The organism is Nonomuraea sp. NPDC052634 (assembly GCF_040678535.1).
GTDB lineage: Bacteria > Actinomycetota > Actinomycetes > Streptosporangiales > Streptosporangiaceae > Nonomuraea > Nonomuraea fastidiosa.
In genome coordinates, this window is sequence record NZ_JBFATY010000009.1 from 141184 (window position 1) to 154487 (window position 13304).

Below are 13304 nucleotides of genomic sequence, written 5' to 3' on the forward strand. Positions count from 1 at the left end.
GATGGAGTCGCCACAGCGGGTCGGTCCCTACACCTTGGTGAAGAAGCTCGGCGAGGGCGGCATGGGCGTCGTGCACCTCGCCTGCGACCCTGCCGGCAGGCAGGTCGCGCTCAAGATGATGCGCGCCGACCTGGCCGGGCAGGAGGAGTTCCGGCGCAGGTTCGGCAAGGAGAGCGAGGCCGCGCGGCGGGTCGCGAGGTTCTGCACCGCGCCCGTGCTCGACGCCGGGTTCCACGATGGCATCGCCTACATCGTCACTGAATATGTGGAAGGCCCTGATCTGTCGGCCGTGGTCTCGCGCGCGCCGCTCACCGGCGCGAACCTGGAGGCGCTCGCCGTCGGCGTGGCCACCGCCCTGGCCGCCATCCACGCCGCCGGGGTCGTCCACCGCGACCTCAAGCCGTCCAACGTGCTGCTCAGCCCGCTCGGGCCGCGCGTCATCGACTTCGGCATCGCGCAGCTCGCCGACGCCTCCGGCGCGGTGGCGACCGTCGCCAGGTCGATGGGGACGCCCGCGTACATGTCGCCGGAGCAGGCCAGGGGCGAGCACGTGACCCCCGCGAGCGACATCTTCTCCTGGGGCTCGCTGGTGGCGTACGCGGGCACCGGCAGGCCGCCGTTCGGCACCGGAGGCGTGCCCGAGGTCATCTACCGCGTGATCAACCACGCGCCCCGGCTCGACGGGCTCGACGAGCGCGTCCGGCCGCTGGTCGAGCGGGCGCTGGACAAGGACCCGGCCCGCCGGCCGACCGCCCAGCAGCTCATCGACGCGCTGCTCGGCCGCGCGCAGGTGCCGGTGGCCGCCGCCACCCAGGCCGTCTCCGAGACGTGGACGCCGGTCGTCCTCCCGGCCACCCGGCCGCAGGCCGGGCCGTCCCAGCCGTCCCAGCCGCCCGGGGTTTCCGCCGCCCCCCGGCGGCGGATCTGGCCGATGCTCCTCGTCGGCGTGGTCGCCGCCGTCATGGGCGCGGCCGTCACGCTCGTCGCCGTACGCCCCTGGGAGCGGCAGGGACCCGTGCCCGGCACGCCGGAGGCGACCCGCAAGGTCGAGGCGCTCGGCACCACGTTCGAGGTCAGTATCGACTCGCTGGTACGTCAGGGCGCGTCCGCCCGCCTCGTCTGGACGGTCAAGAACGTCGGCACCGAGAACGCGCCGTTCACGCTCAAGCTCGGCAGAGGCGGCCTCGACCAGACGGTCTCGCAGGTGAGCATCGTCCCGCCGGGCGTGCGCGACGCGCTCTTCCCGGTGATCGACGAGGGCAGATGCCGCTGCTCCAGCGTCCCGGCCGCGCCGTTCGGCCAAGGCGACCAGCTCCAGCTCTGGGCCGTCTTCGAGGGCCTGCCCGACGACGCCGACCACGTGGACGTCAACCTGAGGCTCTTCGGCCTGTTCAAGCACGTGGCGGTCGAGGAGGCGTGACTCGCCGTCCGCGGGCGCCGGCCTGCTGATCACCAGGAAATGGGCCCCTGCCACATCCGCTATCGTCTAGGGCGAGACGCGACTGGCGCATCAGGTGGGAACGACCACCAGGGAGCGAAAGGAGCGGAGGCCGTGCGCCTGGGTCTTCGCAGATCGTCAACGATGACAGGAGAGTCATGGGTTCTCTCGCTAGCGTCGACCCGCAGATCGCCCAGCTCATCCAGGCTGAAGAGCGTCGCCAGGCCGACACCGTCAAGCTGATCGCGTCCGAGAACTACGTGTCCAAGGCCGTGCTCGAGGCCACCGGCACGGTGCTGACCAACAAATACTCCGAGGGCTACGCGGGCAAGCGCTACTACGAGGGCCAGCAGGTCATCGACCAGATCGAGACCCTCGCCATCGAGCGCGCCAAGTCGCTGTTCGGCGTCAACCACGCCAACGTCCAGCCCTACTCCGGCTCGCCCGCCAACCTCGCCGTCTACATGGCGTTCCTGCAGCCCGGCGACACCGTGATGGGCATGGGCCTGCCGTTCGGCGGCCACCTCACCCACGGCTGGTCGGTCTCGGCCACCGGCAAGTGGTTCAACCCGGTCCGCTACGGCGTGCGCAAGGACACCGGCCGCATCGACCTCGACGAGGTCCGCGAGCTCGCCCTGCAGCACCGGCCGAAGCTCATCTTCTGCGGCGGCACCGCGATCCCGCGCACCATCGACTTCGAGGGCTTCGCCTCGATCGCCCGTGAGGTCGGCGCCGTGCTCGCGGCCGACATCGCCCACATCGCGGGCCTGGTCGCGGGCGGCGCGCACCCGTCGCCTGTCGGCCACGCCGACGTGATCTCCACGACCACCCACAAGACGCTGCGCGGCCCGCGCGGCGCGATGCTCATGTCGATGACCGACGAGCACGCCACCGCGCTCAACAAGGCCGTCTTCCCCGGCCTGCAGGGCGGCCCGCACAACCACACCACCGCCGCCATCGCGGTCGCGCTCCACGAGGCCGCCCAGCCGGAGTTCCGCGAGTACGCCCACCAGATCGTGCGCAACGCCAAGGCGCTGGCCGACGAGCTGTCGGCGCGCGGCTTCGACCTGGTCTCCGGCGGCACCGACAACCACCTCATCCTGCTCGACCTCACGCCCAAGGGCATCGGCGGCAAGCCGGCCGCGCAGGCGCTCGACCGTGCCGGTCTCGAGACCAACTACAACACGGTCCCGTTCGACCCGCGCAAGCCGTTCGACCCCTCCGGCATCCGCATCGGCACCCCGTCCGTCACCTCGCGCGGCATGGGCGAGAACGAGATGCGGCAGATCGGCGCCTGGATCGACGAGGTCGTCTCGGCCGTGGCCAAGGGCGACGCGGAAGACGTCATCACCCGCGTGCGCAACGAGGTCACCGAGCTGACCTCGCAGTTCCCCGCCCCCGGCCTGTAAGCCGTCCGGCACGGGCACGGGCACGGAGAAGGCCGAGCGCCCCGCCGCACGGGCTCCCGGGCGCGGCGGGGCGCTGTTCGCGGGCGGGGCGTGGCCGGAATGCCCCGCTCGCCGACCGCGGCCGCGTACGCGGCGCGCGGTCAGGTCTCGACGGTGAGCAGCCGTTTGCCGTCCGACGTGACCACCTCGAAGCGGTCGATGTCCTTCAGCTGCGTCGCGCTGCCCCCATGCATGTAGAGCGGGTCGGGCGACCCCGGCACTCCGTACCCGGCTGGAGGCACGGACCACCCGGTCATCACCCGGCGCTCACCCGACTTGGCGACCGAGACCAGCTCGCACTCCAGGGGCCCCTTCACGCCCGCCAGCTTCAGCGCCACGTGCGTGCCCCACTTCTTCGACTCGACCACCAGCCCCCCGGTGACGCCGTCCACGCCCTTGCCCTGGATCGGGCGGCCCTCGGCGTAGAACTGCTCGGCGGTGCCCATGTGCGTACTCATCTCACCGCTTCGGCCCTGCGCGAGCGGCACGGCCTCGCCCGCGTCGAGCTGCGTGCCGACCACCAGCCCGCCGGCCACCAGCGTGACCGCCGCCGCGATGCCGATCACGAACGTCCCCCTGCGCGCCCGCCGGTCGGCCGCCCGCTTGCGCCGCAGCAGGCTCACCACGTCGGACCGGCGGTCATCGGAAGGGGGGCCGAGGTCCTCGACGGGGCCGATGCCGTGCAGCACGTTCGCCACGCCCGACAGCTCGTGCAGCTCGTAGCGGCAGGAACTGCAGCCCAGCAGGTGTGCCTCGAACGCCAGCCGGTCGTCCTCGTCCAGCAGCCCGAGCGCGTAGGCGCCCACGTCCGTGTGCTCGACCCTCGAAGTCACGCCGTCACCCCCCTCTCCTCCAATGCGATGCGGAGCGCGCGGACGGCGTAGTAGACGCGGGACTTCACCGTGCCCACGGGGATGCCCAGGGCCGCGGCGGCGTCGTTGACCGACCGGTCCCGCAGGATCGTCTCGTTGAGGATCTCGCGATGTGCCGGCGACAGCGCCTTCAGCGCCTCGGCCACGACGACCTGATGCAGCAGTCCCTCCATCTCGTCGGGAACGGGCAGGCTCTCCAGCGGCGCGGCACCCGACTCCCGCGGCCGGGCGTCCTTCCGCCGCCGATCATCGATCACGATACGTCTGGCGACCGTGGCGAGCCAGGGCATCAGCGAGACCGAGTCAGGGTCGAGCCGCTCCGCACTCCGCCACGCCCTGATCATCGTCTCTTGCACCACGTCTTCCGCCCACTGCCGATCGCCCGCGGTCAGCCGGATCACGAAGGCCAGCAGCGGCCTGTGGTACTCCCGGTACAGCGCGGACACGACCACCTCGTCGTCCGGGCGTACGCGCCGGATCCAGTGGCGTAAGCGCGGCTTGCCCGACGGTACGGCTTCCTCGGCCGAGGACGGGGGATACGTGCCGGTTCGCATCATTCCCCTTTCTCAGTCCGTCGGCAGGTGGTACGGCCGGCCGCCCTGACGCGGTTCAACAGGCGGCGGAACATAATGCGATTGCATCGCCGTGGCCGGATACGTAGAGTCGGCTCGGCAAACGATCGAGGAGGTGAGGACTATGCGGGTCACCGTCTTCGCCGTGCCTTCAGTCCACCTCCGGGCGCTCGCCTGAGCGGCCCCGAGCCTTCCCTTCTTTCACCTTCTTGATCAAAGGTTCCACTGCGTTGTCTTACGATCTTTCGCTGTTCGGCTGGACCGACCTGCGCGCCGCCGCTCTTCCCGACGGCACCGTCCCGGCCCGGGTGTCCCGCGTCGACCGCGGCGCCGCCGAGGTGATCGCCGCCGACGGCCGGCACCACGTCAGATACGGCGCCCGCGTACGCCGGGCCTCGGCCGCCGACCCCATCGCACTGCCCTGCGTCGGCGACTGGGCGGCGCTCACCTGGCTGCCCGAGGGCCGCTACGAGCTCGACCAGGTGCTGCCGCGCACCACCGCGTTCGTGCGGGGCGGCGTCAGCCGCGACTCCGTCGGCGGGCTGTCCGGCGACGGTCAGGGCCAGGTGCTCGCCGCCAACGTCGACATCGTCTTCGTGGCCGAGCCGTCCATGCACTCCACCGACTTCGCCGACCTCGGCCGCATCGAACGCCTCGTCGCGCTGGCCTGGGAATCCGGCGGCACGCCCGTCGTCCTCGTCACCAAATCCGACCTGTTCGACGACGGGCTCGACGACCTGCTCGCCGACGTCCGCACGGCCGCGCCCGGCGTGGACGTGCACGCTGTATCGTCGCTGAAGGGCGACGGCGTCGATCTGGTCGCCGGCTACCTGCAGGGCTCGCGCACCGCCGTCATCCTCGGCCCGTCGGGAGCCGGCAAGTCCACCCTGGCCAACGCGCTCGCCGGGGAGACCGTCATGGAGACCCAGCAGGTACGCGCCGCCGACGGCCGCGGCCGCCACACCACCGTCCACCGCGAGCTCATCCCGCTGCCCGGAGGCGGGCTGATCATCGACACGCCGGGCATCCGGCGGGTCGGCCTCTACGACATCGGCGACGGCGTCGACCGCGTCTTCTCCGACATCGACGCGCTGGCCGCCGGCTGCCGCTTCGGCGACTGCGGCCACGACAGCGAGCCCGGCTGCGCGGTGCTCGCGGCCGTCGAGAACGGCGACCTGCCGGAGCGCCGCCTGCACAGCTGGCGCAAACTGCAGCGCGAGGCGTTGTGGATGGCGGCCAGGACGGACGCGCGGCTGCGCAAGGAGCAGCAGAACCGGTGGAAGGTGATCCACAAGGAGATGCGCCGCTCCGGCCGCAACCGGCCCTGACGTCGGTGCACGGGCGGCCGGCGACCCCGTGAGCCTCGCGCCCAGGCGGTGGCCGATCCCCCGGCCTCGGCGCGGTGGGCGGGCTGGCGAGCTTGCGGCCTCGGGGCGGTGGGCGCGGGCGTACGCGAGTGCTCGCCGAGCGGCCGGTCCCGCGAGCGCTCGGCGAGCGGCCGGTCGCGCGAGTGCCCGGCCGCCCTCCCGAGTGGGGGCGGGCGCACCCGCCTGACCGGTCGGTGCCGGCCCAGGTGCCGGGCACCCGGCGGCAGGAGCGCTGTCGCGCGTCCTCCCGTTTCGGTCGCTGTCAACGGTGGCGCGACCCCACCCTTTCGGCGACCCCACCCTTTCGGCTGTGCGCCGAGGGAACCCTCGCGGAAGTGCCCCTTCCGAACGGGTTGGCGCGGGACGGCCGCAGACTCCGGAGGAAGCCGACTCCGGCGGAAGGGGACGAAAGGGGCGGCGGGGAGCGGGTAGGGCACCAATCATGGAGCTCTTCGCAGACCGGGCCCAGGCAGGGGCGCTGCTCGCGGAGCGGTTGCGGGGCGCGCGCGACCCCGTGGTCCTCGCCCTGCCGCGCGGCGGCGTGGCCGTGGCGGCGCCGATCGCGCGTCGTCTCGGCGTGCCGCTCGAGGTGCTGGTGACCAGGAAGATCGGCTACCCGCCGGCTCCCGAGCTCGGGGTCGGCGCGGTGGCCGAGGGCGGTGAGCCGGTGTTCGACCACGTGCTGCTGCGCCGTCTCGGCATGACGCCGGAGTCGGTGGCGGACGTGGTACGGCGGGAGCGGCGCGAGCTGGCCCGCCGGGTACGCGTCTACCGCGGCGACCGCCCGCCGCCGTCGCTGGAGGGCCGCGAGGTGATCGTGGTGGACGACGGGCTGGCGACGGGCGGCACCGCACGGGCGGCGCTCAGGGCGGTGGCCGCGGCCAAGCCCGCGAAGGTCACGCTGGCCGTCCCGGTCGGGTCGCCGGACACGGTGGCGTCGCTAAGGGATGAGGCGGACGAGGTGGTGGTGCTGCGGACCCCGGCGGACTTCCATGCGGTCGGGCAGTGGTACGAGGACTTCGAGCAGCTCACCGACGACGACGTGCTGCGCCTGCTGGAGGAGGGGTCAGCCGGTGATGACGGCCCAGACGAGTTTGCGTGAGCCGCCGGCGGACAGCCAGCCCCAGGCGGAACAGAGGGCGTCCACGAGCCGCAGGCCGCGCCCGTACTCGGAGAAGACGTCGGGCGCCGCGGCGACCGGCACGGTACGGCTGTGGTCGGTGACCACGCAGGCCAGATCGCTTCCGTGGGCCAGGATCCTGAGCTGTGCGGCGCCGCCGCCGTGGCGGATCGCGTTGGTCACCAGTTCGGAGACCACCAGTTGCAGGTCGAAGGCGGCCTCCACGACGCCCCAGGTGCCGAGCGTCTGATCGACGAAGCGCCGTGCGGTGGCCACGCACGCGGGCTCGACTGTCGCGTTGCGGGGAAAGGGGAAGACGGCGTCGCACTCGCCGGGCCGCCCGTCGACCAGGATGGACGAGAGCCATGCCGGTGGCCGGGAACCAATGGCGGCTTGCGGCCGTGCGTCGAAAGTCGTCATCCTGGCCCCCGAAGCGCGGTCTGGTGATCCAATACCCATCTTTACGGCCAGTGCTTACCGATGCAAGACTTTTCGTAGTTTACGGATGCGAATCGCATCTGCACGTGCAGAAGAGTCCGAGGAGCGGTGGAGTGAGCGCGGAGAGCACGGAGGGGAAGCTTCTCAGCCATACGCCTGGAAGCCCTACGGTGCTGCGGATTCTGCTGGGAACTCAGCTGCGCAGGCTCCGCACGGAAAAGGGTATCTCCCGGGAGGACGCCGGGTATGCGATTCGCGCATCTCATGCAAAGATCAGCCGATTGGAGCTAGGTCAGGTCAGTTTCAAGCAGCGTGACGTGGCCGACCTGCTCACCCTGTACGGCGTCACCGACCCCAAGGAGCGCGAGCCGCTGCTGGCCTTGGCCAAGCAGGCCAACGCCCCCGGCTGGTGGCACCGGTACAGCGACCTGCTGCCCTCCTGGTTCGAGGTCTACATCGGCCTGGAGGGCGCCGCGTCCAGCATCCGCACGTACGAGAACCAGTTCGTCCCCGGCCTGCTGCAGACGCCCGAGTACGCCAGGGCGGTGATCTCGCTGGCCCACGAGAAGGCGCCGAAGGACGAGCTGGACCGCCGGGTGGCGCTGCGGATGACGCGGCAGAAGCGGCTGGAGACCGGGCTGACGGTCTGGGCGGTGATCGACGAGGCCGTCGTGCGCCGCATGCTCGGCGGCCGCGAGGTCATGCGCGCGCAGATCGCCCACCTCCTCGACGTCACCGCGGAGCGCAACGTGACCGTCCAGGTCATGCCGTTCGAGCGGGGCGGGCACGCGGCGGCCGGCGGCCCGTTCAGCATCCTGCGCTTCCCCGAGCGCGAGCTGCCCGACGTCGTCTACATGGAGCAGCTCACCACCGCCCTGTACCTGGACAAGCCCGCCGACTCCGACCACTACATGGAGGTCATGGACCGGCTGAGCGTCCAGGCGGAGGAGCCGAGGGCGACCAGGCGCTTCCTGGAACGCCTGCTCTCCGACTGAGTCACATATCCGTGTGATCCACTCCATAGAGGGATTTTGGCTGTCCGGTATATGGAGCGCGTCGTGTTGCCGTATTGTCACCTCGCAAGCGCGGATGCACGTGCATCCGTAAGATCGCGAGGAGCTGCCCCCATGCAAGAGTTCCGGAACGGAACGCCCGCCGGCCGCCTTCCCGTCGTCTGGCGCAAGAGCAAGCGGAGCAACCCCAACGGCAACTGCGTCGAGGTCGCGAGCCTGCCCAACGGGGAGATCGCCATGCGTAACTCACGCTTTCCCGACGGTCCCGCGCTTGTCTACACGCCGGCCGAGATGACCGCGTTCGTCCTTGGTGCCAAAGACGGCGAGTTCGACGACCTGATCGTCTGACCGCATCCCGTGTTCCGCCCTCGAGGGCGGAACACGGGATGGCGTTCCTGGCCGCGCTCCCGCGCCGCGCCGCCTTTTCGGTCAGGTCAGGTGGTTTCGGTTTCGGGCGGGAGTGCGTTGTGCCAGCGCCCGTTCGTCTGGCGAGGCCGTCCCGGCAGGTCGCCGCGGCCCGTGGCCCACAGCAGGGCGGCCCAGGGGTCGCCGCCCTCCGGGGCGTCGGGGAGAAGGCGGCCGAGCGCGCGTGCGCACACGCCGGCGGGCGGCGTCCATGGCAGGCCCAGCCCCTGCGCCAGGTCGTGCACGTGCATGAGCGTTTCGACCAGGCCCATCGCGGCGGAGGCCGAGGTGTCGGCGGGGCCGAACATGTGATGGGCGCGCGCCTGCGGCGGCGCCGTGCGCACGACCGCGATGAGCAGTGCGCTGCTGCTCTGCAGCACCTGAAGCAGCCCGGTGACGCCGCTCCTCGGTCGGCGTGCACGCTGTTGCGCGGGCCGCCCGGCCTCCTGCTCTCCATCATGAACGGCACGTAGGCGTCGAGCGGCGGCACTGTCAGCCCGAGCTGGACGGCGTAGGCGAACAGATCGTCGGCGAGGTGCTCGGCCGTCTCCCCGCACGTTCATTCGAGCGAGCCCGCCCTGGAATCCCAGGCGGCGGGCTCGTCGGCGTGCGCGAGGATCTCGACGGCCCGCGCGATGACCTCTTGCAGATCGCCGGCCGGGACGGAGGCGGTATGCGAAGTCGGCATGACCGCGACGGTATCGGTCGCCTCCGACGCCCCGCGCGTGGCGAGCCCCGGATGATGCCAGAAGCAGGCAGGGGTATGCGGGGGAAGATGCTGAATTGGTGCAGTGACGAAAAATGTCGGATGCGTCGGCTAGCGTGCCTTTCGTGAGGACAAAGACACGAGAGGGGCGCCGGCGCGTATGAGGGGCCGCACGGGCGATGCGCCGGAAAGCCCGTACGTGGTGATCCGCGTCGGGGATGCGCGCCGAGGCAGCCCGTACGCGGTGATCCGCGTCGGTGATGCGTGCCGAGGCGCGGACGTGGCCTCTCGCCGAAGCGGATCGCGACCGCGGCCGGTGTGCGCGGTGCGGAAAACAACACATCCCCCCGCTCGTTCGCGAAGGGATGCCGGTGGCCTGATCAGGCAGTTGTCCCGACCGGGTTCGCCAGAGCCTGGGCATGGAACGCCAGGCTCCGGTTCATCGGGACAACTGCGTGATCACGCGATGTGTGGTGAAGGTGCCGGGTGTGTGTCAGGCGGCGGAGATGCCGGCGCTGGCCGCGCGGCGCATGCGACGGCGACGCTCGCTGGCTCGCTCGTCCTCGTTGAGACCGCCCCACGTGCCGTACTTCTCGGGCCGGGACAGCGCGTAGTCAAGGCACTCGTTGCGGACAGGACACTGGGCGCAGATCGCCTTGGCCTTCCGCTCACGTACGTCACGCTCGGGCTGCCGCTCCCCATCGGGGCCGAAGAAGAGCACGAGGTCCTCACCCCGGCACGCGGCATCATCCTGCCAACCCCAGCTGGGGCGGGGGCGGGCGAGCTGCCGACGTACCTGAGACATGAGAAAACCACCTTCGTGAGAGGTATTTCGGGATTTAAGCCGCATTGGACGCTTTTGGCATCACTGTTCCAACGCAAGGCTGGGCCGTGATGTTCCCAGATCAGGTGAGGGCGGGCGTGGCGTACCGCACAGGCGTGAGCCTGTCCAGCGAAACCAGCCGGTAGGTGGTGATCGTCTCGGCACAAGCCGTACCACACGGCGCAGCGAACGCCGATGGTTCGATCACAACCTGGAGCCGGACGTCACCACAGCGCACGATGGCCTGAGTGACGTCGCCGTCCATCCTGGAGGATTCCACGGCCACTGCGCCGACGGAGCGCTCTCCCGTATGGGCTCGGGCAAAGTGCTCGACGGCTTGCAATGGCTCAGGGATGCCTGCGCGTCCCCGGTAACGGTCGAGGATGACCTCGCCCGCCCGGTACGCGTTAGCCGCTGCCAGTGCAGCAGCCTGAGACATGCTGCCGTAGAAAATTCCGTGTGGCAAGCACACGAGGTTGGCGGCGTAGCGATCGCCGCCAACGTGTGACGTTTCCCACACTCTGTCCGGCATTTTTTCGGCCAGGGACCGAGCGAGGGGCAGTCCAATGCGGGCGCAGCACGCATTGCGCTTGGCGTGCGTGCAGACCAGAAATACCGGCTCGTCTTCAAGTATGCAGGACTCGGGGACCACTCCGGCCACCAGCGCGTCCAGGTCAAGATCGTCAGGACCTGCGATGACGCCCCCGGCGAGCCACGGACGGTCGCCCACGGCGTAGGCCACTAGCACACGGATCCCCTGCTCCTGCTGGCGGGTCCGCCTTCCGGGGCGGCGGATCAGCTGGGGCCTGATACCGCGTTCGAGCGCTCTGCGGACGAGTTCCGAGATTTTTTCAGGAAGTTCGAAGTTTTCCAGGTGCGAGGGCCACGGTCCGGTGTATTCGACGAGCAGCCACAGCCTCGCGCCCACCGTGGCGCTCGCCAGAGTGGGCACCGCTCCGGTGTGGCACCCGGCCGGATGCTCGCAGCCCCTTGCCAACGCACATGCTCCTTCCCCGAACCGACTTAGGTAAGACTAACCTAACGGTTCGGAGAGGTCATGGGCGGGAGGTTCGGTGCAATACCTCCCGTGTCGCCGCAAGGGCCCGCTCCCGGTCCTGCGCCACGAGGCCGATCCGCGTCCGCCGGTCGAGCAGGTCGCCCTCGTCGAGCGCGCCCTCGTGCAGCACCGACCAGAGCAGGTCGCCCGCCGTCAGCCCCAGCCCGACCTCCTCCGGGTGCGCCTTGACCAGCTCGTACGCGGCATCCGCCTCCGAGCCGTACCGATCGGTCACGCGCGGCGGCACGTTCGACGGGCGCGGCCCCGCGCCGATGAGCGGGATCCGCCGCGTACGGCACCGCCCGGCCCGCAGGTTCGCGTGCGCGACCGCCCGATCCACCGCGTCCTCGGCCATCCGCCGATATGTCGTCAGCTTCCCGCCCACGACGGTCACCACGCCGTCGCCCGCGAACACCGCGTGCCTGCGCGACAGATCGGACGTCCTGCCGTCGGCCGCCAGAAGCGGCCTGAGGCCCGCGTACGCGCCCGCGACGGCCTCTCTGGTCACCGGAGTCTCAACAACCCCGTTCAACACCTCCAGCAGCGTTCTGACGTCCTCCTCGGGCGCTTCGGGGACGTCCGGCACCGGGCCGTCCACGGGCTCGTCGGTGAGCCCGACGTACACGCGGCCGTCGTGCTGCGGGAGCACCAGCGCGAACCTGTTGCTCTCGCCGGGCAGCGGCAGGTGCAGGCCCGCGATGAGGCCGGGCAGCGAGCGGGACGCGAGCACGAGGTGGGTGCCGCGCGACGGCCGCAGCCGCACCCGGGGGTCCAGCTCGCCCGACCACACGCCGGTGGCGTTGATCACCACCCGGGCGCGGATCGTGAACTCCTCGCCGGTCAGCTCGTCGCGCACGTCGGCGCCGTTGCCGGTCAGGCGCAGCGCGCGGCAGCGGGTCAGGATCCGCGCCCCATGCGCGGCGGCGGTCCTGGCGATCGCCACGACCAGGCGGGCGTCGTCGAGCAGCCGGCCGTCCCACGACAGCAGGCCGCCGCGCAGGCGCCCGGACGCGCCGTCCGCGCGCAGGACCGGCGCGAGCCTGCGGGTGCGCTCCGGGCTGAGGCGGCTGGGGCCGGGCAGCAGGCGGCGCGGCGTACGGGCGGCGGCGCGCAGCGCGTCGCCGAGCCGGTAGCCGGTCATCACCATGGCCGCCTGGCTCCGGGAGACGTCAGGGGTCAGCGGCAGCACGTACGGATGGGCCTTGACCAGGTGCGGAGCGGTCCTGCGGAGCAGGATGCCGCGCTCGACCGCGCTCTCGTACGCCACGTCGACCTGCCCCTTGGCCAGATAGCGCAGGCCGCCGTGCACCATCTTGGAGCTCCATCTGGATGTGCCGAAAGCCAGGTCGTGCGCGTCGATCGCCGCTACGCTCAACCCCCGTGAGGCGGCGTCGAGCGCGGCGCCCGCGCCCGTCGCGCCGAGCCCGACGACCAGCACGTCCAGCCGCCGGTCCGAAAGCTCGGCGACCTCGCGCAGCTCGCGCGATCGTCGTGCGGCATTCAGCGAGCTATCCAAGGTAGGCCTCCAGTAGCGCGGCAAGCTCGGCGTCGAGCTCGTCCATGGTCACGGGGTCGAGCATGGTCGATGCGGACAGCAGGAACGACTGCGCGACGAGCAGCACCGCGCGCGCCTTGCGCGGCCCGCCCGCGACCGGCTCCAGCACCTGGAGCACGGCCTCGTGGCTGGCGCCGCGCCGATCGAGCAGATAGGGCAGCAGCAGTTCGGGGTCCGCTTCCACGATCTTGCGCCACAACGGGTGCTCGCGCAGCCCCCTGACGCCCGCCACCACCGCGCGTACCGGGTCGGACAGGTCGAGCTCCGACACCACGCGTACCCACTCCCTGGTCATGAGGTCGGCGACCAGCGTGCGCACGTCGGGCCAGCGGCGGTAGATCGTCATCCGCGAGACGCCCGCCCTGCGGGCCACGTCGGTGAGCGTCGTCCTGCGCACCCCGTAGGCGAGCACGCAGTCACGTGCCGCGTCCAGCACAGCGTCGTCATTGTGACGATTCGACGTCATGTGTCACAGTGTAAAGGTGACTGG

15 protein-coding genes are annotated in these 13304 nt (G+C 71.1%); 6 read left to right on the forward strand and 9 right to left on the reverse strand.

Features of this window, described 5'->3' with window-relative positions:
- Position 1 precedes the first annotated feature (1 nt).
- Both AB0K67_RS31100 and glyA read left to right on the forward strand, forming a co-directional pair.
- The gene (locus AB0K67_RS31100) at positions 2 to 1420 is read left to right on the forward strand and encodes a serine/threonine-protein kinase (protein WP_364067416.1); all 1419 of its coding nucleotides are present in this window, start codon (positions 2 to 4) and stop codon (positions 1418 to 1420) included.
- A 176-nt stretch (positions 1421 to 1596) separates the two neighbouring features.
- Positions 1597 to 2847 carry a serine hydroxymethyltransferase gene (glyA, locus tag AB0K67_RS31105; RefSeq protein WP_364067418.1) on the forward strand — a complete coding sequence of 417 codons (1251 nt, stop codon included), beginning with the start codon at positions 1597 to 1599 and terminating at the stop codon, positions 2845 to 2847.
- A 140-nt stretch (positions 2848 to 2987) separates the two neighbouring features.
- On the opposite strand, the gene AB0K67_RS31110 is transcribed toward glyA, so the two are convergent.
- Together AB0K67_RS31110 and AB0K67_RS31115 are read right to left on the reverse strand one after the other, a co-directional pair.
- A complete protein-coding gene (locus tag AB0K67_RS31110) occupies positions 2988 to 3719 on the reverse strand; it encodes a zf-HC2 domain-containing protein (RefSeq protein ID WP_364067419.1) in 732 nt (243 codons plus the stop codon).
- Entirely contained in the window at positions 3716 to 4204 is a 489-nt protein-coding gene (locus tag AB0K67_RS31115; RefSeq protein WP_364067698.1) for a sigma-70 family RNA polymerase sigma factor, read from the reverse strand. The genes AB0K67_RS31110 and AB0K67_RS31115 overlap by 4 nt, the downstream gene beginning before the upstream one ends.
- A 356-nt stretch (positions 4205 to 4560) precedes the next feature.
- Between AB0K67_RS31115 and rsgA the strand changes: the two genes are divergently transcribed.
- Positions 4561 to 5658, forward strand: coding sequence for a ribosome small subunit-dependent GTPase A (rsgA, locus tag AB0K67_RS31120; RefSeq protein WP_364067420.1), 1098 nt, complete (start codon positions 4561 to 4563; stop codon positions 5656 to 5658).
- A 481-nt stretch (positions 5659 to 6139) separates the two neighbouring features.
- Entirely contained in the window at positions 6140 to 6799 is a 660-nt protein-coding gene (locus AB0K67_RS31125) for a phosphoribosyltransferase family protein (RefSeq protein WP_364067422.1), read from the forward strand.
- On the opposite strand, the gene AB0K67_RS31130 is transcribed toward AB0K67_RS31125, so the two are convergent.
- A complete protein-coding gene (locus tag AB0K67_RS31130) occupies positions 6764 to 7237 on the reverse strand; it encodes an ATP-binding protein (RefSeq protein ID WP_364067423.1) in 474 nt (157 codons plus the stop codon). The two genes, AB0K67_RS31125 and AB0K67_RS31130, sit on opposite strands and share 36 nt — an antisense overlap.
- A 131-nt stretch (positions 7238 to 7368) precedes the next feature.
- On the opposite strand from AB0K67_RS31130, the gene AB0K67_RS31135 reads away from it, so the two are divergent.
- Positions 7369 to 8250 carry a helix-turn-helix transcriptional regulator gene (locus AB0K67_RS31135; protein WP_364067424.1) on the forward strand — a complete coding sequence of 294 codons (882 nt, stop codon included), beginning with the start codon at positions 7369 to 7371 and terminating at the stop codon, positions 8248 to 8250.
- A 132-nt stretch (positions 8251 to 8382) separates the two neighbouring features.
- Positions 8383 to 8616 carry a DUF397 domain-containing protein gene (locus tag AB0K67_RS31140; RefSeq protein WP_364067425.1) on the forward strand — a complete coding sequence of 78 codons (234 nt, stop codon included), beginning with the start codon at positions 8383 to 8385 and terminating at the stop codon, positions 8614 to 8616.
- 86 nt (positions 8617 to 8702) lie between these two features.
- Here the strand turns inward: AB0K67_RS31140 and AB0K67_RS31145 are convergent, their stop codons facing one another.
- The 6 genes from AB0K67_RS31145 to AB0K67_RS31170 form a co-directional block, all read right to left on the reverse strand.
- Positions 8703 to 9053, reverse strand: a complete 351-nt coding sequence (locus AB0K67_RS31145) for a hypothetical protein (RefSeq protein ID WP_364067427.1) — start codon at positions 9051 to 9053, stop codon at positions 8703 to 8705.
- Positions 9054 to 9232: 179 nt separating this feature from the next.
- Positions 9233 to 9361 carry a hypothetical protein gene (locus AB0K67_RS31150; RefSeq protein ID WP_364067428.1) on the reverse strand — a complete coding sequence of 43 codons (129 nt, stop codon included), beginning with the start codon at positions 9359 to 9361 and terminating at the stop codon, positions 9233 to 9235.
- Between the two features lie 511 nt (positions 9362 to 9872).
- Positions 9873 to 10184, reverse strand: coding sequence for a WhiB family transcriptional regulator (locus AB0K67_RS31155; RefSeq protein ID WP_080036407.1), 312 nt, complete (start codon positions 10182 to 10184; stop codon positions 9873 to 9875).
- Between the two features lie 100 nt (positions 10185 to 10284).
- Positions 10285 to 11130, reverse strand: a complete 846-nt coding sequence (locus AB0K67_RS31160) for a sucrase ferredoxin (RefSeq protein ID WP_364067429.1) — start codon at positions 11128 to 11130, stop codon at positions 10285 to 10287.
- A gap of 127 nt (positions 11131 to 11257) precedes the next feature.
- Complete coding sequence (locus AB0K67_RS31165; protein ID WP_364067430.1) at positions 11258 to 12775, reverse strand: glycerol-3-phosphate dehydrogenase/oxidase; 1518 nt, start codon at positions 12773 to 12775, stop codon at positions 11258 to 11260.
- Positions 12768 to 13280, reverse strand: a complete 513-nt coding sequence (locus AB0K67_RS31170; protein WP_364067432.1) for a helix-turn-helix domain-containing protein — start codon at positions 13278 to 13280, stop codon at positions 12768 to 12770. The genes AB0K67_RS31165 and AB0K67_RS31170 overlap by 8 nt, the downstream gene beginning before the upstream one ends.
- Positions 13281 to 13304 lie beyond the last annotated feature (24 nt).